Genomic DNA, 24,604 nt, shown 5'->3' on the forward strand with positions numbered 1-24,604 from the left:
GGCCTTTTTTGTTTTTGTCGTACACGAAACAATCTGCCGTTTCGCTTACTCAGTGATCAACTTCCCTTTTTTGCCGGTCGGTAAAGATTATTTTGCTTTAGTCCATAGCAAGTGCCGTGACCAAGCTATGATTTAACCATGATGTGCCACAGGTAACTCTTGTGCTTTCCGGATTAAATGGTTGTGGTACACGGCAAAAACACTTTTCCCACGGAATGGCCTGACTTCTTTGTCGTTGTACGTATGGCTCAATGAAGAGCAGCGCAGGTGAACCGCGACAGGCTGTGTCGCGTTCATTTCGGCTGCCAATTATCACAGGAAGAAAGTCATGTCAGAGCTTCCCGATCGCGATGCGATCAATGCCCTGTTTGCGGGTAATTATGCCGACCCTTTTTCGTTACTAGGGATGCACCGAACTCAGCAAGGCCTTGAAGTCAGGGCATTGCTCCCCGAAGCGCTTGAAGTGTGGGTCATTGAAACCTCCACCGGGCGCAAACTGGCTCAGCTGGTGTGTGAAGATGCACGCGGCTTCTTCAGTGGCGTCATTCCACGCCGCAAAAACCCGTTCCGCTATCAGCTGGCGGTGAACTGGCACGGCCAGCAGAACCTGATAGACGATGCCTATCGCTTTGGCCCGCTGCTGCAGGAGATGGACCTGTGGCTGCTGGCAGAAGGGACGCACCTGCGCCCTTATGAGACGCTGGGTGCGCACGGTGACGTCATCGATGGTGTCTTCGGTACCCGCTTCTGCGTCTGGGCACCCAACGCCCGTCGCGTTTCAGTGGTTGGCGATTTCAACTTCTGGGATGGCCGCCGTCATCCGATGCGTCTGCGTCAGGAGCTGGGCATCTGGGAGCTGTTTGTACCGGGCGCGGTCAACGGCCAGCTCTACAAGTATGAAATCATCGACGCCAATGGCGAACTGCGCATCAAAGCGGACCCGTACGCGTTTGAAGCGCAGATGCGTCCGCAAACTGCGTCGATGATCTGTGGTCTGCCAGAGCCGGTTGAGATGAAAGCGGAGCGCAAGGCTGCCAACGCCTTTGACGCGCCGATCTCCATCTATGAAGTGCATCTGGGCTCCTGGCGTCGTCACACCGACAACAACTTCTGGCTGAGCTACAAAGAGCTGGCTGAACAGCTGGTGCCCTACGTCAAAGAGATGGGCTTTACCCATATCGAACTGCTGCCGATCAACGAACATCCGTTTGATGGCAGCTGGGGCTATCAGCCGCTGGGCATGTATGCGCCAACCCGCCGTTTTGGTACCCGTGACGAGTTCCGCGCCTTCATTGACGCCGCCCATGAGGCGGGCCTCAACGTGCTGCTCGACTGGGTGCCGGGCCACTTCCCCAGCGACGATTTCGGTCTGGCAAGGTACGACGGCACCGAGCTCTATGAGCACAGCGACCCGCGTGAAGGCTTTCACCAGGACTGGAATACCCTGATCTACAACTTTGGTCGCCGGGAAGTGAGCAACTACCTGTCGGGCAACGCGCTCTACTGGACGGAGCGCTTTGGCATTGATGGCCTGCGTGTGGATGCGGTGGCGTCGATGATCTACCGCGACTACAGCCGCAGCGAAGGGGAATGGGTGCCGAATCAGTACGGCGGCCGTGAGAACCTGGAAGCGATTGAGTTTCTGCGTCACACCAACCGTACGCTCGGCACCGTGGCATCCGGTTCGGTGACCATGGCCGAAGAGTCAACGGACTACCCTGGCGTGACGCGTCCCACCGAAGACGGCGGGCTGGGCTTCTGGTTCAAATGGAATCTGGGCTGGATGCACGACACCCTCGACTACATGAAGGTCGATCCCATCTACCGCAAGCACCATCACGACCTGATGAGCTTCGGCATGATGTACAACTACACCGAAAACTTTGTGCTGCCGCTGTCGCATGACGAAGTGGTGCACGGTAAGCGCTCGATTCTCGATCGTATGCCGGGCGATGCCTGGCAGAAGTTCGCCAACCTGCGTGCTTACTACGGCTGGATGTGGGGCTTCCCCGGCAAGAAACTGCTGTTTATGGGCAACGAATTTGCCCAGGGTCGCGAGTGGAACCACGACGTCAGCCTCGACTGGCATCTGCTGGAAGGGGACGACAACTGGCACCACGGCGTTCACCGTCTGGTGCGCGATCTCAACCACACCTATCAGTACTACACGCCGCTGCATCAGCTCGACTTCGATCCGGCAGGTTTCGAGTGGCTGGTGGTAAATGATGCGGAGCACTCCGTCTTCGCCTTTGTCCGTCGTGACCGTGAAGGCAACGAAGTGATCGTCGTCAGTAACTTTACGCCGGTGCCGCGTCCGGGCTATCGCTTTGGCGTTAACCAGCCTGGCTACTGGCGTGAAGTGCTGAATACCGATCAGCATGAGTATCACGGCAGCGACGTGCGCAATCATCGGGTGCATACCGATGAGCAGGAGAGCCACGGGCGACCGCAGTCGCTGAGCCTCAATCTGCCGCCGCTGGCAACGGTATGGCTGGTGCGGGAGGCTGAATGACCATCACTGCCGGAGATCCTGAACCGCTGGGTGCCAGTTACGATGGCAAAGGCGTTAACTTCACTCTGTTCTCACAGCATGCCGGGCGCGTAGAGCTCTGCCTGTTTGATGAGCAGGGCGCTGAACAGCGTCTTGACCTGCCTGGCCGCAGCGGGGATATCTGGCACGGTTATGTTCCGGCGTTAAAACCGGGACAGCGCTACGGCTACCGGGTGCATGGTCCCTGGGCGCCGCAGCAGGGACACCGTTTTAATCCGGCGAAGCTGCTGGTTGACCCCTGCGCCCGCGCAGTTGAGGGCGATGTACCGGATGACCCGCTGTTTCATGGCGGCGAGGCGCAGCCCGATCCGCATGACAACGCGGCGATTGCGCCGAAGTCACGGGTAGTCGCGGAGGATTTTGACTGGCAGGGCGATGTCGCCCCGCGCACCCCGTGGGGTAACACGGTGATTTACGAAGCCCACGTGCGCGGCCTGACGCAGCAGCATCCGGAAATTCCGGAAACGCTGCGCGGGACTTACGCGGCGCTTGGTCATCCTGTTATGGTGAATTACCTGCGCAATCTGGGGATTACCACCCTTGAGCTGCTGCCGGTGGCGCACTTCGCCAGTGAGCCGCGACTGCTGCAGCTCGGCCTCAGCAACTACTGGGGCTATAACCCCTTTGCGCTCTGGGCGGTGGATCCCCGTTACGCCTCCGGCCAGCCGGACGTGACGCCGTTGCAGGAGTTTCAGCAGGCGGTCAAAAACCTGCACGCCGCGGGTATCGAAGTGCTGCTGGATGTGGTGTTCAACCACACCGCTGAACTCGATGAGATTGGCCCGACGATCTCCATGCGCGGCATCGACAACGCCAGCTACTACTGGCTCGATGAGCAGGGCGATTATCAGAACTGGACCGGCTGCGGCAACACGCTGAATATTCATCATCCGCAGGTGATGACGTGGGCTTTAGAGGCGCTGCGCTACTGGGTGCGGGTCTGCCACGTCGACGGCTTCCGCTTTGACCTCGCGCCGGTGCTGGGCCGCACACCGGATTACCAGCGTGATGCGCCATTTTTTGAGGCCATACGCGCCTGTCCGCTGCTCTCTCAGGTCAAGCTGATTGCTGAACCCTGGGATATCGGCCCTGACGGCTATCAGGTTGGCCGTTTTCCGCCGCCGTTTGCTGAATGGAACGATCAGTTTCGCGACACCGCGCGTCGTTACTGGCTGCACGGCGACATAAGCAACGGCGAGTTCGTCCGCCGCTTTGCCGCCTCCAGCGATCTCTACCAGCATAATGACCGGCCGCCACACGCCACGGTTAACCTGATCACCGCCCATGACGGCTTTACGCTGTGGGATGTGGTGAGCTTCGAACGGAAACACAACGAAGCGAACGGGGAAGATAACCGTGATGGTCACGGCAATAACTACAGCCACAACCACGGCAAAGAGGGGCTGAACGTCAGCTTCGACGTGATTGAACGACGCCGTCGCAGCGTGCGGGCACTGCTGACGACGCTGCTGCTGTCACAGGGTACGCCGATGCTGCTGGCAGGCGATGAGCGCGGCCACACCCAGCGTGGCAATAACAACGCTTACTGTCAGGACAACGCCCTGAGCTGGCTTGACTGGCAGGCGGATGAGAAGGGATTAGTCGGATTTACCGCTGCACTGATCGAGCTGCGCCAGCGCATTCCGGCGCTGACCGCAGATCGCTGGTGGCAGGACGGTGACGGCAATGTGCAGTGGCTCAATGCTGGTGGCCAGCCACTGCAACACGATGAATGGGCACAGGGGATGCACAGATTGCAGATCCTGCTGTCCGGCCGCTGGTTAATAACAATAAACGCCACGGATACGGTGAATGACATCGTGTTACCAGACGGAGAATGGCGCGCCCTTCCTCCTTTCGCCGGGGACGACAACCCCATCCTGCTAACTGTCTGGCATGGTCCCGCACACGGTGTGTGCGTGTTCCAAAAGCAATCATAAGGAGTCAGACATGGTTAAGTTAGATAGAACAGATCACCTGATGCTGGCCCGCCAGCTCCCTACACAGACGGTTGCTCTGATCCTCGCTGGCGGACGCGGCACGCGCCTGGTCGATTTAACGGCCAAACGTGCCAAACCGGCGGTGCATTTCGGCGGCAAGTTCCGCATTATCGACTTTGCCCTCTCCAACTGCGTCAACTCCGGTATCCGACGGATTGGCGTGATTACTCAGTATCAGTCCCATACCCTGACTCAGCATATCCAGCGTGGCTGGTCGATCTTCAATGAAGAGATGAATGAGTTTGTCGATTTGCTGCCAGCGCAGCAGCGATTTTCGACCGAACAGTGGTATCGCGGGACGGCCGATGCCGTGACGCAAAACCTTGATGTGATTCGCCGCTATCAGGCGCAGTACATCGTGATCCTTGCCGGGGACCACATTTATAAGATGGATTATTCACGCATGCTGCTGGATCACGTGGTCAACGAGGCGAAATGTACCATCGCCTGTTTACCGGTGCCGGTGCATGAAGCCACTGCGTTTGGCGTGATGGCGGTGGACGAAGAGAACATGGTGATCGACTTCGTGGAGAAACCCGCGAAACCGCCCACCATGCCGGGTGATGATACCCAGGCGCTCGCCAGCATGGGGATCTACGTTTTCAACGCAGACTATCTCTATGAGCTGCTGGAAGAAGATCTGCAGACGCCAGGCTCTAACCATGACTTCGGCAAAGATATCCTGCCGAAAATCGTGGCAAGCGGCGAAGGCTATGCGCACTCCTTTGCGCTCTCCTGCGTACAGAACGACGACAATGCGCCGCCTTACTGGCGCGATGTCGGGACGCTGGAAGCCTACTGGCGCGCCAATCTCGACCTGGCATCGGTGATGCCTGAACTCGATATGTATGACGTCACCTGGCCGATTCGTACCCACATGGAGCCGCTGCCGCCGGCCAAATTTGTTCAGGATCGTTCCGGCAGTCACGGGATGACCATGAACTCGCTGGTCTCGGGGGGCTGCATCATCTCCGGGTCGGTGGTGGTTAATTCGGTGCTGTTCCCGCGGGTACGCGTTAACTCTTTTTGCAATATTGATTCAACTGTACTGCTGCCTGATGTGGTAGTGGGCCGATCGTGTCGTCTGCGTCGCTGCGTCATTGATCGCGCCTGCGAGTTACCCGAAGGCATGGTTATTGGCGAAAACCCGGATGAAGACAGTCGCCGGTTTCACCGTTCGGATGAAGGCATCGTACTGGTAACCCGCGCCATGCTGGCCAGACTGGCCAAAGCGGGGCTGTAAGCGATAAGCGAAACTTACGCAATCGGCACGCGGAGCGTGCCGGATAACTTAATGAGGTCGAGGATGCAGGTTTTACATGTCTGTTCGGAACTTTTCCCGCTGCTAAAAACGGGCGGACTGGCTGATGTCGTCGGGGCATTACCTCAGGCACAAATAGCGGGCGGCACGGATACGCGGGTACTACTGCCCGCTTTTCCCGCATTGCGCAAAGGCATACCTGATCTCCAGGTCGTGACAGAGCGAGAAACATTTGCCGGTCATGTACGTCTGCTATTTGGTGAATTTAACGGTGTGGGCATCTACTTAATTGATGCCCCCGGCCTCTACGATCGTCCGGGTAGTCCCTACCATGACGAATCGCAGTTTGCGTATGTCGACAACTATCTGCGCTTTGCGCTGCTGGGCTGGGTTGGCTGTGAACTGGCGTGCGGCATGGACGCGATGTGGCGTCCCGATATTGTGCATGCCCATGACTGGCACGCAGGCCTGACCTGCGCCTATCTGGAAGCGCGTGGTCGTCCGGCTAAATCGGTCTTCACCGTGCACAACCTGGCGTATCAGGGGCTGTTCATGGCGCACCACATGGAAGAGATTGGCCTGCCATGGTCGTTCTTTAACATGCATGGGCTGGAGTTCTTCGGTCAGATCTCCTTCCTGAAAGCGGGACTCTTTTACGCCGACCATATCACGGCGGTCAGTCCGACTTACGCCCATGAAATTACTTCTGCCGAATATGCTTACGGCATGGAAACCCTGCTGGCACAGCGGATGCGTGAAGGGCGTCTCAGCGGGATTCTTAACGGCGTTGATCCCTCTATCTGGGATCCGGCGCACGATCTGTTGCTCAGCGCGCGTTATAACCGCGACACGCTGGAAGCGAAAGCGGAGAACAAACGTCAGCTGCAGGTGGCGATGGGACTGAAGGTGGATGATAAAGCGCCGGTGTTCTGCGTGATCAGCCGTCTGACCAAACAGAAAGGGCTGGACCTGGTGCTGGAGGCGCTGCCCGGCTTGCTGGCGCAGGGCGGTCAACTGGTGCTGCTGGGCCAGGGCGATGCTGAACTGCAGCAGGGCTTCCTGGCGGCGGCGGCAGAGCATCCGGGCAGCGTCGGCGTGCAGATCGGCTATCACGAAGCGTTCTCACACCGTATTGTCGGTGGCGCAGACGTGATTGTGGTGCCGAGTCGCTTTGAGCCCTGCGGTCTGACACAACTTTATGGCCTCAAGTATGGTACGTTGCCATTAGTGCGCCGCACCGGCGGGCTGGCCGATACCGTGAATGACAGCTCACTGGAGAATCTGGCCGACGGCATCGCCAGTGGATTCAGTTTTGAAGATGCCAACGCCTGGTCACTACTTCGAGCCATCCGGCGCGCGTTTGTGTTGTGGTCCCGTCCTTCGCTCTGGCGCTATGTTCAGCGCCAGGCAATGGCGATGGACTTTAGCTGGCAGGTGGCAGCACAAGCCTACCGTGATCTCTACCAACGTTTGATGTAACGGATTGGGAAAACTGGATATGAATGCACCTTTCACTTACGCCTCACCAACGTTGACGGTTGATGCCTTAAAGCATTCGATTGCCTATAAATTGATGTTTACCATCGGCAAAGATCCCTCTATCGCCAATAAGCATGAGTGGCTTAACGCCTCGCTGCTGGCGGTGCGCGACCGGATGGTGGAGCGCTGGCTGCGTTCCAGCCGTGCTCAGCTGTCGCAGGATGTCCGGCAGGTCTATTACCTGTCGATGGAGTTTCTGATGGGCCGCACGCTGGGCAATGCGCTGCTAGCGATGGGGATTTATGACGATCTCAACCAGGCGCTGGATGAGATGGGCTTGGATCTGGCCGAGCTGATGGAAGAGGAGAACGATCCGGGGCTGGGCAACGGCGGTCTGGGTCGCCTGGCGGCCTGTTTCCTCGACTCGCTGGCAACGCTGGGCATGCCGGGCCGTGGCTATGGCATCCGGTATGACTACGGCATGTTCAAACAGAACATTGTGGAAGGTGAGCAGAAAGAGTCGCCGGATTACTGGCTTGAATATGGTAATCCGTGGGAATTCCAGCGTTTCAATACTCGTTACAAAGTGCGCTTTGGTGGCCGCGTCCAGCACGAAGGCGCGAAAGTGCGCTGGCTGGAGACCGAAGAGATCCTGGCGATGGCCTATGACCAGATCATTCCGGGCTTTGACACCGACGCCACCAACACCTTGCGGCTGTGGGGCGCGCAGGCGAGCAACGAAATTAACCTCGGCAAGTTCAACCAGGGCGACTACTTTGCGGCGGTGGAAGATAAAAACCACTCTGAGAACGTGTCGCGCGTGCTCTATCCGGATGACTCGACCTACTCAGGCCGCGAACTGCGTCTGCGTCAGGAATATTTCCTGGTCTCCGCGACGGTGCAGGACATTCTTAATCGTCACTGGCGGATGCATCAGACCTGGGACAACCTGGCGGATAAAATCGCTATTCACCTGAATGATACCCATCCGGTGCTGGCGATCCCCGAACTGATGCGCCTGCTGATCGACGATCATAAATTCAGCTGGGACAACGCTTTTGACGTCTGCTGTCAGGTCTTCTCCTACACCAACCATACGCTGATGACCGAAGCGCTGGAAACCTGGCCGGTCGATATGATCGGCAAGATCCTGCCGCGTCACCTCAGCATTATTTTTGAAATTAACGACTTCTTCCTTAAGACCATTCAGGATCACTATCCCGATGACCTGGATCTGCTGTCGCGCATTTCGATCATCGACGAAAACGATGGCCGCCGGATACGCATGGGCTGGCTGGCGGTGGTGGTCAGCCACAAAGTAAACGGCGTTTCGGAGCTGCACTCCAACCTGATGGTACAGTCGCTGTTTGCCGATTTCTCCCGCCTGTTCCCTGGCCGCTTCTGTAACAAAACCAATGGCGTTACGCCGCGTCGCTGGCTGGCGCTGGCGAACCCGGCGCTGTCAGAGGTGCTGGATGAGGAGATTGGCCGCAACTGGCGTACCGATCTCAGCCAGCTGGGCGAGCTTAAGGCGCAGATCGACTATCCGGCGTTTATTGAAAAAGTGGCGGTCGCTAAGTATCAGAACAAGCGTCGGCTGGCCGACTGGGTGGCGAAGAATCTGGACGTGGTGCTCGACCCGAACGCGCTGTTTGATGTGCAGATCAAGCGTATTCACGAGTACAAACGCCAGTTGCTCAACGTGCTGCATGTGATCACCCGATACAACCGTATCAAGGCCGATCCGCAGGCGGATTGGGTGCCACGCGTCAATATCTTTGCCGGTAAAGCGGCATCGGCTTACTACGTTGCCAAGCACATCATTCATCTGATCAACGATGTCGCCAATGTGATCAACAACGATCCGCAGGTGAAGAACAAACTGAAGGTGGTCTTCATCCCGAACTACAGCGTGAGCCTGGCGCAGATCATTATTCCGGCGGCCGATCTTTCTGAGCAGATCTCTACCGCAGGGACGGAAGCGTCTGGCACCAGTAATATGAAGTTTGCGCTGAATGGCGCGCTGACCATCGGTACGCTGGATGGGGCCAACGTTGAAATGCTGGATCACGTCGGTGAAGAGAACATCTTCATTTTCGGTAATACCACGCCACAGGTCGAAGCCCTGCGTAAAGGGGGCTATAACCCGCGTGACTATTACGAAAAGGATGAAGAGCTGCATCAGGTGCTGACTCAGATTGCTTCCGGTCTGTTCAGTCCGCAGGATCCGGGCCGCTACCGCAATCTGTTTGATTCACTGGTCAACTTCGGCGATCACTACCAGTTGCTGGCGGATTATCGCAGCTATGTGGATACCCAGGATAAGGTGGATGCGCTCTACCGTAAACCGGATGAGTGGCAACGCCGCGCGGCTAAAAACATCGCCGGAATGGGCTACTTCTCGTCGGACCGTACGATTCAGGAGTACGCTGATGAGATCTGGAATATCTCGCCAGTAAGGTTGTAAGGCGCGGGCAGTAAGGTTTCTGACTTTTTTGCGGCCGAGGGATCGGCCGCACTCTCCTGTGTTCTCTTTGCTCACCGCCCATCCTGCACCTCTTCAGCAGGTTCAGCCTCTTATCGCCTCTGCGTCCGTAAGTGCCTCTTGTGCGAGCCAGATCATTACACCCTGGCTGAGAATCGCTACTATGCGGGAAAGCAAAATGACCCTACAGGCAACAGCAGCAATGAGTGACAACATCAACCAGGAAATTACCTTCCGTAAACTCAGCGTCTTCATGATGTTTATGAGCAAGGGCAATATCGCCCGCACGGCGGAAGCGCTGGAGCTGAGCAGCGTCAGCGTGCATCGCGCACTGCATACGCTGGAAGAGGGCATCGACTGCCCGCTGTTTATCCACAAGGGCCGCAACCTGGTGCCGCTGCCTGCTGCCTGGACACTGCTGGACTATTGTCGCGATGTGACCACCCTGATGGGAAAAGGCATTGAAGAGGCGCGCAAAGTCGCAGGCATCGGCGGGGGGCGTCTGCGACTTGGCACGCTCTACTCCCTGACGCTGGAGACCATTCCCCGGCTGATCATGGGCATGAAGCTGCGTCGGCCGACGCTGGAGCTCGATCTGACCATGGGTTCCAATCAAATGCTGCTGAATATGCTGGAAGATGACGCGCTGGATGCGATTCTGATCGCCACCGATGACGGCGAACTCAGCGACGCACATTTTGATGTGATTCCGCTGTTTGAAGACAGGATCTTTCTGGCCACACCGGCCGGGGAGACGCGGGACGGAGCCGGTCCGGTGGATCTGCGTGATTATGCCGACCGTGATTTTGTCTCGCTGGCTGAAGGGTTTGCCACCTATGCCGGTTCGCAGGAGGCGTTTCAGATAGCCGGATTTGAACCGCGCATGGTCACCCAGGTGAATGACATCTTCTCGATGATAAGCCTGGTGCAGGCGGGCGTTGGCCTGGCACTGATCCCGGGACGGATGAAGAAGGTGTATGAAAACAACATTCAGCTGCTGACGCTCGCTGAGCCTTACCAGATGCGTCAGCAGATCTCGATTGTCTACTCACATCGCCGCGAACGGGATAATGACCTGCTGGCACTGGCGGCAGAAGGGCGGATGTACGCCCGCAGCCTTACTGACTCAGCCGTTTAACCAGATGGAGTGCAACCTCAACGCTGTTGCGCTCCAGACAAATCGCATCGCCCTGCCAGCCCGCCTGAAGCGTCAGGCCTGTCAGCACATTGCCAGGCGGCATCTCAATCGCCAGTCGGGCATCGCGCTGATTGGCTGAAACCATCGCATCATTCCACTGCACCGTACGCGCCATATTAAAGGCAAGATCGTCGGCAATCTTCTCCGGCTCCCAAATCACGCGTCCGGTTGAACCGCTGAGGTAAGCGCAATGGGGGCGGGAAAGGCTGACGGACCCGAACGCGCGCGCCAGTTCTGCGGCGGGCTTATCCAGCAGCGCGCAGTGCGACGGCACGCTCACCGCGAGTTTAATCGCTTTGCTGGCACCGGCATCCAGCGCTTTCTGCGCGACTACCGCCATATCCTCATCGCGGCCAGCAATCACAATCTGCGTTTCCGCATTCAGGTTGGCGATATAGGTGTTGCTGCCGGGCATCAGTTTCTCCAGACGACTCAGCGTCAGGCCGGTGATGGCAGTCAGGCCATATCCCTCCGGATAAGCCTGCTCCATCAGATCGCCGCGCAGCGCCACCAGCCGCAGAGCATCACTGAAATCCAGCGCGCCGGAAATCACCGCAGCAGGAAACGCACCAATCGACAGACCGCTGACGATATCGGGTTTCACCCCACTACGGATCAGCTCCCGCGCCCAGGCGACACCGCAAATCAGCAGACTGAGCTGTACGGCGCGCGTGTGGCGTAGTGCATCGGCACTGTCGAGCTGGTCAGTCTCGTCGCCCAGTACTGCACGCACGCTGTTTAACAGGGCGTCGCCGTCGGGCAGGTGCTGTAACATCCCGGCACGCTGAGTGCCCTGGCCGGGAAAGGTAAAGAGTATTTTCATTGTAGCTCCCTGCTCCAGGGTGAAGCGGTCAGTATCGGTCCGGTGACGGTTTTAACCAGCGCGCGGCCTTCACGCAGCCATTCGCTGAGGGCAAACGCGCCGGACGGCGTTTCTACCTGCGTATCGACCCGGCAGGCCAGCGTATCGGTTTGCGCCTGCCAGCGTTGCAGCACATCGCGCGTCAGCGGCTCTGGCGCGCGAATAACTAAATCAAGATCGCTGGCGGCATGCAGCGTGGGTTGCTGTGTTGCCAGTGCGTAACCGGTACTGCCGGTAATACCCCAGCGCCACGGCCAGTCGTGCTCACTGAGGGCAATCGCCGCGCCGACCGGCGCATAAGCGGTAAACGGCGAGGCAAGCAACTGTGCACGCGCCGCCAGCATCTCCGGCGTGACAACGCGAACGATATCCGCTGCATTGACCCATCCGGCGGCGCGCTGTTCGCGGCGCTCGCCGCGCACACCCACCGGTATCAGCCCGGTTTCGCTCCTGTCGCGCCGCACCACGACCGGAAGGCCCGGATGCCAGAACTGACTGACCCAGCTCTCACTGATGGCGGCTAAGGCGTTGCCGTCTCGCAGCCAGACCAGATCGTGGGGACGCGGAACAGAGCTCATATTACATTCCTGATGTCAGCGTAATGAACAGTGGTAATGACAAAATACAGAGAATGGAGCTGAGCAGCAGCACAGCCTCTGCATCCGGCGACTGCACGCCAAAGCGGTTGCCAAACACCACTCCGAAGAAACCGGCGGAGAGCGCAATCATCAGAATGGCGGTAATTGCCACCGGACCGCTGAGACCCAGCGCCAGCACCAGACCCCAGGCGATAAAGGGCTGAATCAGCAGCTTAGTTACCGTGCCGACGCCCACCACCGCGTTGAGTTTCAGTTTGCGTGCCGACAGGATGACACCGGTCAGGAAGAGTGCAGCGGCGGTAGCAGCCAGGCCCAGCGGTTTAATGGCGGCCAGCACCAGATCAGGCATTTTAACGCCCAGCGCTGATAACACCACGCCAATCAACGGCCCCAGTACGATCGGTTTTTTCACTGAACGCCACATCAGAATTGGCAGCATGGTCAGGGTTGAACCGTGTTCGGTGCCATCGGCAAACGCTTTTTCACGTTCCAGAATCAGCAGGCAAAGCGGTGTAAGCAGCACTGAACCACAGGCGATGGAGACCGCTACCGAGAGCGAGGTGGCACCATTTTCACCCAGCACGCTGGCCAGAATGGGCAGGCCCAGCGCGGCGTAATTTGGCAGCGCCACCGTCAGTGTTAACACAGCCGCATCCTGCGGTGACTTTTTGAAAACTTTTGTGGCCGCGAAATAGACAGCTCCATAGGTAATCCACATTGCGCCGGTAATAACCACAATCAGCGGCCATTGCGCCACGATGCCCGGCCAGGGCGTTTGTACCGTGGCACTGAACAGCGCGGCGGGCAGCGCAAAATCCATGACGAAAATATTCAGCAGAGAGACGTCTTTGTTGTTGACCATTCCGGCCTTACCGGCCCAGAAGCCCAGCAGCATGATGACAAAAATTGGAGCAAGGGCATGAACAATTATATAAATCATAAATCACCTGTATTTAAGAAAGAATTTTCTGTTAACAGCGATGTTTATAATTCTGAACACGGCCACTGCCCCGGGGCGCACTTAGCAATGCGCCCCGTCAGACCGGTTTCGGCAGGTTTATTTTTTTATTTAATTACCAGGTTGCGCGCATCCGCTCGCGAACCAGGGAGGAGCTGTGGCGATTGGATGCGCCCAGCCGGTTTTTCAGGCTCGGATCCTGGCGCGCATCGCTAATGGCTTTCTGCAAGGCGATCTCGACCATCGCCACATCGGCGTCAGAAGGTGCATCAGGATTGGCCACGTTCAGCAGATCGGAGAGCAGACCCAGCGTATGGAAGTTGCTGACGTCATAGGCCATCGGCGGAATGGTCGCCGCCAGTTTCTCCAGCGCTTCCACGGAACGCAGCGTGATACGCGCGGCGGACTCTTTACCCATCGCGTGCACCAGCACACCCTGATCGTTGAGCGCAATCAGGCGGTTGGCCTGATAACCGTGCGCCAGGAAGGCACCAGACATCGCTTTGCCAACAATCAGCCCAATTACCGGATGACCCGCAAGGCGTGCTTTGGCATAAGCGCCCGCAGCCCCGGCCAGCGCCTGATGAATACCGAACGCCTCTTCGCGACGGCCATAGGCCTGACTCGGTACGTCGATCACCGCCACAATCGGGCGTTTCACGTCGCTGTTCTTGTCCTCTTCCAGCGTTTCATTCACCACTTTCGCCAGCGTCCAGCCTTCCAGCAGACCGACTTCGCCCCGCGCGGCACGCGGATAGTGGTTTTGTGCATCGGGCACCACGGCGATAAAGCGCACGCTTTCGCCATTGAGCTGGCCGTCCGCCACCTGGACAGAGGCGCACAGGCCGCTGAGGCGCTGCGCATCAGGTGCAAGTTTTTCCAGCCAGGTTGCACCGCGGCTGTTTGTCTGGGTCATTATTTATCCTCCCGGGCGAAAAGCTGTTTAATCTGCGCCGTGTCCGCCTGCTGACGGGTGTCGAACTGTGTCAGACGTGGCAGGAAATCGGCATATTTATCGCTGCGGTGCTGCGCCGGAACGCCTTTGGCGATGCAGTCATTCATCGCACTTTTAACCGCATTGACGCCATCACCGACCAGCGCATCGACCAGGCCGCTGGCGTAGCGGATTTCACCGCCGGTCATGCTCCAGATAAACGGGCGATCGCGCGAGTCATACTCTTCAATGCCCGCTTCCTGTTCAATCACCTGCGGACCGTTCAGCCCCAGGCGCGCTTCACGCGTCACAATCAGGTAGCTGCACAGCGCAGCGGCGATGGACATCCCGCCAAAGCAGCCGACGGTACCGGCAATAATGCCGATAACCGGGGTATAGCGACGCAGGTCGACAATTGCGGCATGAATATCGGCAATCGCCGCCAGCCCCAGATTTGCTTCCTGTAAACGCACGCCGCCGGTTTCCAGGCAGAGCACCGCCTGAGTGGGTATTCCGTTGCGGTTGTCTTCGGCTGCCAGTTCCAGCGCCGCCGCCATTTTGGCACCGGAGACTTCGCCCATGCTGCCACCCTGGAAGGTGCCTTCAATGGCGATAACGACCGCAGGCTGACCGTTCAGCGTGCCGCGCGCCACCACCATGCCGTCATCTGACTGCGGCACCACACCCTGCGGGGCCAGCCACGGCGACATGATGCCTTCGAAAGGATCCAGCAGTTCGCGATAGCTGCCGTCGTCCAGCAGTGCACGGGCGCGCTCACGGGCGCGTAATTCAATAAAACTGGCATCGTTACGCATGGCTCACCTCCTCAAAAACCTGTTCAATACGGATACGCGCCACGCCGGGTGTCGCGCCGAAATCGTGAATAATCAGCTTTCCGGCAGGCAGACCGTTGGTTAAATTCAGGCGGTCAAACAGCGCCTTCCAGCGGGCGTCGCTGTTATCCAGTGAGGTGGTGATATCAATGCTAAGCGTTTGTCCTTCAGTTGCGGTGTACAGCACTTCCATATCACCGGAACCAACGACCCCTGCCAGAGCTTTACCGCTGAGTGCGCGGTTAGCAGGTAAAGATAATGTGATGTGTTCCATAATGGCCTCTAGAAATAAGAATGTTCAGGTGAACAGACCCGATCAATGAACAGCGTCGCGGCCAGCAAATCGGCGGCCCCGCCAGGCGAAGCGTTGAGCGACAGCATGCGCTGGTCGAGCTGCGCCAGCGCCTTCTGGCCGCCTGCTGTGCGACAGCCGCCAGACAGCAGCACGGCGCGTGCTCCCTGCTGCATCGCTTTCAGTCCGGTCATACCGGCCCGTGACAGCACGCAGGTATCGCTGAGCGAGGTCATGATCGCCATCAGCGCATCAAGGCGGGCTTCGCTTTCACTGGCACCCGTTGCACGACTTGTCAGCAGCTGTGGCAGCGCCAGCTTCATCACGTGAGGAAACGCCTGTTGCGCCTCTTCGCGTGCGCCGGGCACCTGATAGCGGTGCGTCGCTTTTAACCCTTTGCTGAACAGTTTTGGCGCGGCGCGGTCCGGCAGGCTGGCCAGCGCGGCTGCGGTGCGGGTCAGCTGGTCGGCACTGGCCGCGCCACCGTGCATGGCTGCAGCACTGACCAACAGTCCCAGCGCCCAGATCGCACCCCGATGGGTGTTGACGCCGCCGGTTGCCGCCATCATCTGCTGTTCACCGTCACGGCCCAGCCGACCCACCGTTTCGCGCAGGGCAATATCAGCAGGGCGCAGCCAGCTGTGACGGGCCAGCGCCAGAAAGGTCGGCACAAGGCTGTGAGCGGAACGCTCCATCAGCGCCAGTGTCAGGTCCTGATGCGCGCCGTTTCCCCGACTGTCTACCAGACCCGGCTTGGGGGTTAGCCGCGCTTCATCGGTCAGACAATCGCGCGCAATCGTCGCCAGCTGACTGGCCTGCGCCTCGGTTTGAGTCTGCGACAGAAGTTTCATTACCAGCTCCGGAATTTTGCCGGTGGGTTATAAAGACCACCCGACCATTCCACCAGGTCAGAGACGCTGCTGGCGGCGAGCAGTGAGCGGGTCGCATCTGAACGACGAATGCCCATATCTTCCGGATAGACCACTTTGCCGCTTTTACGCAGGGCCGCCACGCGCGCCGCATCGACGCCAAGGCCGATATCGGTGATGCCGGCTACCGCAGCGACCATCGCACGGCGCTCTTCAAGGCTTTCCGCGCGATAGAGATAGGCAATCCCCTCTTCGGTCAGCACGTGGGTGACGTCATCGCCATAGATCATCACCGGTGCCAGCGGCATACCGGTCGATTGCGCCACTTCAACGGCATCTAGCGTTTCAACAAAGGTCGGTTTGGCACCGGCCTGGAAGGTTTCCACCATCTGAACCACCAGCTTTTTACCGCGCTGCATCGGATCCGGTTCTGTGATCATATTGAGCCATGCAGGCGTGGCATGACGTCGGCCGTGCGGATCGTGGCCCATGTTAGGCGCACCGCCGAAACCGGAAAGGCGACCACGGGTCACGGTTGAGGAGTTTGCCAGGCCATCAACCTGCAGGGTGGCACCGATAAACATATCCACCGCATACTGACCTGCCAGCTGACAGAAGGCGCGGTTAGAGCGCATAGAGCCGTCGCTGCCGGTGAAGAAGATATCGGGACGGGCGCGAATGTACTCCTCCATGCCCAGTTCGCCACCGAAGCAGTGCACGCTCTCAACCCAGCCGCTCTCAATCGCCGGGATCAGCGTCGGATGCGGGTTAAGGGTCCAGTGCTTACAGATTTTGCCTTTCAGGCCAAGTTGTTCGCCGTAGGTGGGCAGCAGCAGTTCGATCGCGGCGGTGTTAAAACCGATACCGTGGTTAAGTGACTGCACCTGATGTTCGGCGTAAATGCCTTTAATCGCCATCATCGCCATCAGGATATGTTCCTGCTTAATCAGGCGCGGATCGCGGGTAAACAGCGGTTCGATAAAGAAAGGTTTATCGGCTACGACGATGTAATCGATCCAGGAGCCGGGAATATCGACGCGGGGCAGGTCGGTCTCGTCATCGACCAGCTCATTCACCTGGGCAATCACGATACCGTCACGGAACGCGGCGGCTTCCACCAGGGCAGGCGTATCTTCTGTACTCGGGCCGGTGTAAAGGTTGCCTTTGCGGTCAGCTTTATAGCCGGCAATCAGCGCGACGTTTGGACTCAGATCGACATAGAGGCGGGAATAGAGTTCGATATAGGTGTGGATTGCGCCTATTTCCAGCTGCCCGTCTTCTAACAACTGAGAAATACGCAGACTTTGCGGACCGGAAAAAGAGAAGTCGAGTTTACGGGCAATGCCTTTTTCGAAAATATCCAGATGCTCACTGCGGCCGACGCTCGGCATAATCATATGCAGGTCGTGTACTTTCGCCGGATTAACCTCAGCCAGGGTGCGCGATAAAAAATCGGCCTGCTTCTGATTATTCCCTTCCAGTACCACCCGGTCACCCGGTGCAATCAGTTTTTCGAATGCTTCTACAGCTCTTTCAGTAGGAATGACTTTGCCATCAACAGGGAAGGATGCCAGACGACGCGCTTTTTCACTGCGGCGCGTGTTCCATTCCCGGGCAGGCGTTTGGCCTGTGTTCATTTCAACCTCCTGATTAAAATAACGGTTGTTTCGTTTTTACTGAGGAAAGTTTGTGCTTTCTGATGACGTCGTTCAATTAAGCAAAAAGCCTGAACGTTATATTTACAGTAACAATAGGATGTGAACGTTTTGATATGCGAAGCAGAAAGAGTTGAGTTTAGGCGCTGACCAAAAATGTGATCGCATAAACGGATTTCTGTATAAAGAATGGTGTGAGCCTGGCATTTTTAATAAAAAGTACGTCGTACAAAAATAAACTCTGCTAAACGCTGAAAAGAGCAACCTGTCGGATCAGCACCCGGATACACCGACCCGCTATCGCAGACATAAAAAAAGCAGGCCGAAGCCTGCTTTCTGATGCTTTACTTAGGACAGTTTATGAAGCCAGTGACAGTGCGGGTTTGGCTTTCGCTGCCAGCCATTCGGTAACTCGCGCCTGCTGCTCTTTGGTCAGCCACATGCCCTGTTTGGTACGACGCCAGATAGCATCATCCAGCTCACGAACCCACTCATGCTGCACCAGGTAGCGTAACTCTGCTTCGTAAAACTCGTGACCGAAGTTCTCACCCAGATCGTCCAGGCTTTTCGCGCCAGCCAGCAGGGTTTCAGTACTGCTGCCGTAGGTGCGCGAGAAGTGGCGCGCCATATTTTCACTGATGAACGGATAGCGACGACGCAGGCTGGCCGCGTAATCTTCACGGGTGCCGGAGATATTTCCGCCTGGCAACACGCAGTTCTTCGTCCATGCCGGCCCCGCGTTCGGGTAGTACTTCGCCAGTTTCTCCAGCGCATGTTCTGCCAGCTTACGGTAGGTGGTCAGCTTGCCGCCAAACACCGACAGCAGCGGAGCCTGACCATTATCGTCGCGCACATCCAGGGTGTAATCACGCGTGATCGCCTGCGGCGAATCGGATTCGTCATCACACAGCGGACGGACACCGGAATAGGACCAGACGATATCGTCAGCGGTCAGCTGCTTTTTAAAGTGTCCGTTGAACACTTTCAGCAGATAGTCGGTCTCGCTGTCATCAATATTGACGTTTTTCGGATCGCCTTTGTACTCCACGTCGGTGGTACCGATGATGGAGAACTCATCCATCCACGGGATGACAAACACGATGCGGTTATCTTCGTTCTGCAGGATGTAAGCCTGCTTTTCGGTATGAACGCGTGGCACCACGATGTGGCTGCCCTTGATCAGGCGAATACCGTAAGGCGATTTCAGCTTCAGGCTGTCGTCGAATAGCTGTTTGACCCACGGGCCGGCAGCATTGACCAGGCCTTTCGCCTGCCAGGTAAAGGTTTTACCGCTGTCGACATCTTCCGCTTCGACCTTCCACAGGCCGCCTTCACGCCAGGCGCGGGTCACGCGGGTGCGGGTACGTACTTCGCCACCACGCTTCACGACTTCCTGTGCGTTCAGTACCACCATGCGTGCATCATCGACCCAGCAGTCAGAATATTCGAATCCGCGCGTAATTTCCGGCTTCAGGGCCGAATCCGCGCCAAATCGCAAACTTTTGCTGCCTGGCAGACTGGTACGCTTGCCAAGATGGTCATACATAAACAGGCCGGTGCGGATCATCCACGCCGGACGCAGATGCGGACGGTGCGGCAGACGGAAGCGCATCGGGAACGCCAGATGCGGAGCCATTTTCAGCAGCACTTCACGCTCGGCCAGTGCTTCACTGACCAGACGGAATTCGTAATGTTCAAGGTAGCGCAAGCCGCCGTGAATCAGTTTTGAACTGGCAGAGGAGGTCGCGCAAGCCAGATCCCGCGCCTCCAGCATTAACACCGACAGTCCGCGTCCTGCAGCGTCTGCTGCAATGCCGGCACCGTTGATGCCGCCGCCGATCACGATCAGGTCTTTGGTTTCCACGTCATCTCCTCCGATGTTCGGAATAGTTCACTAATGTTCGTTTTCGAGCATAATCATAATCGCAAACCAACATTGACGCCAGCTTTTAACCAGGTAAAAACATTTTTGCGTGATATAGCTAACATTCTGCCCACCAAAAAAACCGATAGCCGTAACGATTGTCAGGTTATCGGCGTGGATTCTCGGGTTACACTACGCGCTATTGTGACGCTGTTATGAGAGATCCCATGGAAACGTTCGAATGTATTGATGTGCAGCAGGCGCAGGCGCGTCTGGCGCAGGGTGCGCTGCTGGTAGATATCCGCGATCCGCAAAGTTATGCCCTGGGTCATGCGGCGGGCGCGTTGCATCTGACCAACAGCAACCTCAGCGATTTTGTCACTGGTGCCGATCACAGCCTGCCGGTGCTGGTGATGTGCTATCACGGCAACAGCAGCAAAAGCGCGGCACAATATCTGCTGGGACAGGGCTTCAGCGCGGCGTACAGCATTGATGGCGGCTTTGATGCCTGGCGTGCTGCCTTTCCTCAGCAGGTTGCCCTCGGCAGTGAATAGTTTGCCGCTCGTCACATGGAGAGTTACTGATGCGCATTACCCAATTTAATCAGCCCCGCATGGCGCAGGCCTTTGTTGACTACATGGCAACGCGGGGCATCACGCTGCGTATTGAGCATGAAAATCACTACGTCATCATGCTGGATGATGAGAGCAAGATTTCAGTGGTCGAAAACGAACTTCAGCAGTTTTTGCACGACCCTAACCATCCGCGTTATCAGGCCGCCAGCTGGCACAGCGGAAAAACCGACAGTGGCCTGCGCTATGAGCGCAGCAATATCTGGGCGAATATCCGTGAGCGTGCCGGTCCGCTGACCATGACGCTGATGGTGCTCTGCATCGCGATATTTATTCTGATGCAGGTCATGGGCGATCGTACCGTGATGGCGTGGCTCTCCTGGCCGGATGCCGATCAGCATCTTCAGGTCTGGCGCTGGTTCAGCCATGCGCTGCTGCACTTTTCACTGCTGCACATTCTGTTTAATCTGATGTGGTGGTGGTATCTGGGCGGCGCGGTTGAGAAGCGACTTGGCAGCGGCAAACTCTTTGTCATCCTGCTGATTTCGGCTCTGCTCAGCGGCTGGCTGCAGGCGAAGTTCAGCGGCATCTGGTTTGGTGGCCTGTCGGGCGTGGTCTATGCCCTGATGGGTTACTGCTGGCTGCGCGGGGAGCGCGATCCCGACAGCGGCGTCTATCTTGAACGGGGATTGATCGGTTTTGCACTGGTCTGGCTGGTGATTGGCTGGTTTGGCGTCTTTGGTCTGGCCATTGCCAACGCGGCGCACGTCGCCGGTCTGGTTGTCGGACTGGCGATGGCGCTGGTGGATACGCGTAAAGTCACGCGTCGTTAGACAGGATTATGCGGGTTAACAGGAGAGGAACGTGAAGCAGACGCAACGTCATGACGCGATTATCGATTTAGTGCGTCGTCAGGGATATGTCAGTACTGAGGAGCTGGTGGATCATTTTGAGGTCAGCCCGCAAACCATTCGTCGCGATCTCAACGATCTGGCCGATCAGAACAAAATTCAGCGTCACCACGGCGGCGCAGCGCTTCCCTCCAGCTCTGAGAATACCGCCTGGCACGACCGTAAAATGATGTGGTCAGCGGAAAAAGCGCGGATTGCCCAGCGCGTGGCCAGCCAGATCCCGGATGGTGCCACGCTGTTTATCGATATCGGCACCACGCCGGAAGCGGTGGCGCATGCGCTGCTCAACCACAGCGATTTGCGCGTGGTCACCAATAACCTTAACGTTGCGATGCTGCTGATGGATAAACCCGATTTCCGGGTCATTATCGCGGGCGGTGAAGTGCGGACCCGCGATGGCGCGGTAATGGGTGAAGCGACGCTCGACTTTATTTCTCAGTTCCGGCTCGACTACGGCATTCTGGGGATCAGCGGCATCGATATGGATGGTTCGCTGCTGGAGTTTGACTATCACGAAGTCCGCACCAAGCGCGCCATCATTGAAAATTCACGCTGCGTGATGCTGGTGGTGGATCATTCGAAGTTTGGCCGTAACGCCATGGTCAACCTCGGTAACATGAGTCTGCTTGACTACCTCTACACTGACAAAACGCCGCCTGCCAGCGTAATGAAGGTGATTGAGCAGCATGAGGTTCATCTCGAACTCTGCTGATTTCTGCCACGCCAGCCTCCCGGCTGGCGTTTTTCTTTGATTGCTGTCGCTTTTTTCCTCACTCCCGTCTTTACTTAACGGTTGCTGGCACCCGGTTGCCAGCCCGTGCGCTTTCTATTTTTGCTTCACCTCATTGCGTAACAGAAGGGAGTGATATGCCGCAGCAAAAATTTAACAAAGCCCGTTTTAATGCCGCCTTTACCCGCCAGTGGCAACAGTTAAGTCTCCGTTCCGCCCAGCAGATGACCCCGCACCAGGCGTGGCAGGCGGTCAGCGCCGCGCTGGCGGAGCTACTGGACGCGCAACCGGCACCGCGTCCGGCTGTGCGGCAGCGTCACGTTAATTACCTCTCGATGGAGTTTCTGATTGGCCGTCTGACCGGCAACAACCTGCTCAATCTCGGCTGGTATAACGACGTCAAAGCGGCGCTGGCTGAGCACGAGTTCGATTTGACGGAACTGCTGGAGCAGGAGGTCGATCCGGCGCTGGGCAACGGCGGGCTGGGGCGACTGGCCGCCTGCTACATGGATTCGATGGCAACGGTGGGGCAGTCCGCTACCGGCCACGGACTGAACTACCAGTACGGCCTGTTTCGCCAGTCTTTCGATGATGGCCAGCAGATTGAAGCGCCCGATGACTGGCAGCGTGAGCGCTATCCCTGGTTCCGCCACAACGCGGCGCTGGATGTGGAAGTCGCGATGGGTGGCCGGGTAGAAAAGCAGGAAAACGGCAGTGTAAGCTGGCTGCCCGATTTTACGCTGCGCGGCGAGGCCTGGGATTTGCCGGTAACCGGCTATCGCAACGGTGTGACGCTGCCGCTGCGCCTGTGGCAGGCAGTGAGTGCGCATCCGTTTGATCTCACGGCGTTTAACGACGGTAATTTTCTGCAGGCGGAGCAGCCGGGCATCGAGGCGGCAAAACTGACCAAAGTGCTCTATCCCAATGACAACCATCAGGCCGGCAAGCGGCTGCGCCTGATGCAGCAATATTTTCAGTGCGCCTGTGCGGTGGCGGATATCCTGCGTCGTCACCATCTGGCGGGACGCAGCATTCACAGCCTGCCTGACTTTGAAGTGATTCAGCTCAACGATACGCATCCCACTATCGCCATCCCGGAGATGCTGCGCGTGCTGCTGGATGAGCATCAGCTGAGCTGGGATGAGGCGTGGCAGATCACCAGCCGGTTGTTTGCTTACACCAACCACACGCTGATGCCGGAGGCGCTGGAGCGCTGGGATGAGAAGCTTATGCGCAGTCTGCTGCCGCGCCATATGCTGATCATCAAAGAGATCAACCAGCGGCTGAAAAAGCAGGTGAAGCAGCGCTGGCCGGATGACAAAGCGATGTGGCACAAGCTGGCGGTGGTCGCTGACGGTCAGGTGCGGATGGCCAATCTCTGCGTCGTCAGCGGGTTTGCGGTCAACGGCGTGGCGGCGCTGCACTCACGCCTGGTGGTCAGCGATCTTTTCCCGGAATATCACCAGCTCTGGCCGCAGAAATTCTACAACGTCACCAACGGCATCACACCGCGCCGCTGGCTGAAGCAGTGTAATCCGGCGCTGGCCGGGCTGATTGATGAGACGCTGAAAACCGAGTGGGCCAATAACCTTGAGGCGTTAAGCGGTCTGGAGGCCTATGCCGACGATCAGGTTTTTCGTCAGCGCTATCGCAGCATCAAACAGCAGAACAAAGCGCAGCTCACGGAGTATATCGCCCGCCACACGGGGATTATCGTGAACCCGGCCGCGCTGTTCGATGTGCAGATCAAACGGCTGCATGAGTACAAGCGCCAGCACCTCAGCCTGCTGCATATCCTTTACTGCTATCAGAAGCTCTGTAATAACCCGGAGGATGTCACCTTCACGCCACGCGTGTTCCTGTTCGGGGCCAAAGCGGCGCCCGGCTATTACCTCGCCAAAAATATCATTTACGCCATTAACAAGGTGGCGGAGGTGGTGAACAACGATCCACGCGTTGGTGACAGACTCAAAGTGGTGTTCATCCCCGACTACCGCATCACCGTGGCCGAACTGATGATCCCGGCGGCCGATCTCTCAGAGCAGATCTCCACCGCCGGATATGAAGCCTCCGGCACCGGCAACATGAAGCTGGCGCTGAACGGTGCGCTGACGATTGGCACGCTGGATGGCGCCAATGTCGAGATTGCCGAACAGGTGGGTGAGGAGAATATCTTTATCTTTGGTCACACCGTGGATGAGGTCAAAGCGCTCAAGGCGAAAGGCTATAACCCGAAAAAGGTGCGTAAGCAGAACAAGCCGCTGGACGATTTACTGAAATCGCTGGAGAAGGGCAAATTCAGCAACGGGGATAAACATGCGTTTGACCTGATGCTGGAGAGCCTGACGAAACATGGCGATCCCTGGCTGGTGCTGGCCGATTTCCAGGCCTATATCGAGGCGCAGCAACGGGTGGAAGCCCTGTGGCACGACCCGGAAGGCTGGACCCGCGCCGCCATCCTCAATACGGCACGAACCGGCATGTTCAGTTCGGACCGGTCAATTCGTGACTATCAGCAACGTATCTGGCAGGCACCGCGCTAAGGAGCAGC

The 24,604-nt window shown here is 57.6% G+C and carries 19 protein-coding genes; 10 read left to right on the forward strand and 9 right to left on the reverse strand.

Translation table 11 applies throughout. The annotated features are described in order from the left end of the window. Nucleotides 1–328 precede the first annotated feature (328 nt). The 6 genes from glgB (at nt 329) to FOV68_RS19025 (ending at nt 10,914) form a co-directional block, all read left to right on the forward strand. Nucleotides 329–2,512, forward strand: coding sequence for a 1,4-alpha-glucan branching enzyme (glgB, locus tag FOV68_RS19000; protein ID WP_033780976.1), 2,184 nt, complete (start codon nt 329–331; stop codon nt 2,510–2,512). Beyond that, nucleotides 2,509–4,491 (forward strand): glycogen debranching protein GlgX, encoded by a 1,983-nt coding sequence (gene glgX, locus FOV68_RS19005; RefSeq protein WP_143991355.1) that lies wholly within the window; start codon nt 2,509–2,511, stop codon nt 4,489–4,491. The genes glgB and glgX overlap by 4 nt, the downstream gene beginning before the upstream one ends. 10 nt (nt 4,492–4,501) lie before the next feature. Beyond that, nucleotides 4,502–5,794, forward strand: a complete 1,293-nt coding sequence (gene glgC / locus FOV68_RS19010) for a glucose-1-phosphate adenylyltransferase (RefSeq protein WP_010253246.1) — start codon at nt 4,502–4,504, stop codon at nt 5,792–5,794. A 63-nt stretch (nt 5,795–5,857) separates the two neighbouring features. Next, nucleotides 5,858–7,291 carry a glycogen synthase GlgA gene (gene glgA, locus FOV68_RS19015; protein WP_010253243.1) on the forward strand — a complete coding sequence of 478 codons (1,434 nt, stop codon included), beginning with the start codon at nt 5,858–5,860 and terminating at the stop codon, nt 7,289–7,291. Between the two features lie 19 nt (nt 7,292–7,310). Continuing rightward, a complete protein-coding gene (glgP, locus tag FOV68_RS19020) occupies nt 7,311–9,758 on the forward strand; it encodes a glycogen phosphorylase (protein ID WP_010253240.1) in 2,448 nt (815 codons plus the stop codon). 220 nt (nt 9,759–9,978) lie between these two features. Beyond that, nucleotides 9,979–10,914, forward strand: a complete 936-nt coding sequence (locus FOV68_RS19025) for a LysR family transcriptional regulator (RefSeq protein ID WP_033785688.1) — start codon at nt 9,979–9,981, stop codon at nt 10,912–10,914. Here FOV68_RS19025 and mdcH read toward each other — a convergent pair. The 9 genes from mdcH to glpD all read right to left on the reverse strand — a co-directional run bounded on the left by mdcH (nt 10,895) and on the right by glpD (nt 19,840). Then, nucleotides 10,895–11,797 (reverse strand): malonate decarboxylase subunit epsilon, encoded by a 903-nt coding sequence (mdcH, locus tag FOV68_RS19030; protein ID WP_039387941.1) that lies wholly within the window; start codon nt 11,795–11,797, stop codon nt 10,895–10,897. The two genes, FOV68_RS19025 and mdcH, sit on opposite strands and share 20 nt — an antisense overlap. Continuing rightward, complete coding sequence (locus FOV68_RS19035) at nt 11,794–12,414, reverse strand: malonate decarboxylase holo-ACP synthase (protein ID WP_039387939.1); 621 nt, start codon at nt 12,412–12,414, stop codon at nt 11,794–11,796. Before FOV68_RS19035 ends, mdcH begins: the two co-directional genes overlap by 4 nt. Before the next feature lies 1 nt (nt 12,415). Further along, nucleotides 12,416–13,375, reverse strand: coding sequence for an AEC family transporter (locus FOV68_RS19040; protein ID WP_010253228.1), 960 nt, complete (start codon nt 13,373–13,375; stop codon nt 12,416–12,418). A gap of 133 nt (nt 13,376–13,508) precedes the next feature. Further along, nucleotides 13,509–14,309 (reverse strand): biotin-independent malonate decarboxylase subunit gamma, encoded by an 801-nt coding sequence (gene mdcE / locus FOV68_RS19045; RefSeq protein WP_031592683.1) that lies wholly within the window; start codon nt 14,307–14,309, stop codon nt 13,509–13,511. Then, nucleotides 14,309–15,142 (reverse strand): biotin-independent malonate decarboxylase subunit beta, encoded by an 834-nt coding sequence (locus FOV68_RS19050; RefSeq protein WP_031592682.1) that lies wholly within the window; start codon nt 15,140–15,142, stop codon nt 14,309–14,311. Before FOV68_RS19050 ends, mdcE begins: the two co-directional genes overlap by 1 nt. Continuing rightward, the gene (mdcC, locus tag FOV68_RS19055) at nt 15,135–15,434 is read right to left on the reverse strand and encodes a malonate decarboxylase acyl carrier protein (RefSeq protein WP_031592681.1); all 300 of its coding nucleotides are present in this window, start codon (nt 15,432–15,434) and stop codon (nt 15,135–15,137) included. The genes FOV68_RS19050 and mdcC overlap by 8 nt, the downstream gene beginning before the upstream one ends. An 8-nt stretch (nt 15,435–15,442) precedes the next feature. After that, entirely contained in the window at nt 15,443–16,303 is an 861-nt protein-coding gene (locus FOV68_RS19060) for a triphosphoribosyl-dephospho-CoA synthase (RefSeq protein WP_143991356.1), read from the reverse strand. After that, nucleotides 16,303–17,958, reverse strand: a complete 1,656-nt coding sequence (mdcA, locus tag FOV68_RS19065; RefSeq protein ID WP_143991357.1) for a malonate decarboxylase subunit alpha — start codon at nt 17,956–17,958, stop codon at nt 16,303–16,305. Before mdcA ends, FOV68_RS19060 begins: the two co-directional genes overlap by 1 nt. Before the next feature lie 376 nt (nt 17,959–18,334). After that, the gene (gene glpD / locus FOV68_RS19070) at nt 18,335–19,840 is read right to left on the reverse strand and encodes a glycerol-3-phosphate dehydrogenase (RefSeq protein ID WP_010671548.1); all 1,506 of its coding nucleotides are present in this window, start codon (nt 19,838–19,840) and stop codon (nt 18,335–18,337) included. A gap of 227 nt (nt 19,841–20,067) precedes the next feature. On the opposite strand from glpD, the gene glpE reads away from it, so the two are divergent. The 4 genes from glpE (at nt 20,068) to malP (ending at nt 24,596) form a co-directional block, all read left to right on the forward strand. After that, a complete protein-coding gene (gene glpE / locus FOV68_RS19080) occupies nt 20,068–20,394 on the forward strand; it encodes a thiosulfate sulfurtransferase GlpE (protein ID WP_052270778.1) in 327 nt (108 codons plus the stop codon). Between the two features lie 29 nt (nt 20,395–20,423). Continuing rightward, the gene (gene glpG, locus FOV68_RS19085; protein ID WP_064704138.1) at nt 20,424–21,245 is read left to right on the forward strand and encodes a rhomboid family intramembrane serine protease GlpG; all 822 of its coding nucleotides are present in this window, start codon (nt 20,424–20,426) and stop codon (nt 21,243–21,245) included. 31 nt (nt 21,246–21,276) lie between these two features. Further along, on the forward strand, nt 21,277–22,035 hold the full coding sequence (locus tag FOV68_RS19090; protein ID WP_010253201.1) for a DeoR/GlpR family transcriptional regulator: 759 nt from the start codon (nt 21,277–21,279) through the stop codon (nt 22,033–22,035). Between the two features lie 155 nt (nt 22,036–22,190). Beyond that, nucleotides 22,191–24,596: a maltodextrin phosphorylase gene (gene malP, locus FOV68_RS19095; protein ID WP_143991358.1), complete on the forward strand. Its 2,406-nt coding sequence runs from the start codon at nt 22,191–22,193 to the stop codon at nt 24,594–24,596. The last annotated feature ends 8 nt before the right edge of the window (nt 24,597–24,604 follow it).

Source organism: Pantoea sp. paga (assembly GCF_007558755.1).
Lineage (GTDB): Bacteria > Pseudomonadota > Gammaproteobacteria > Enterobacterales > Enterobacteriaceae > Pantoea > Pantoea agglomerans.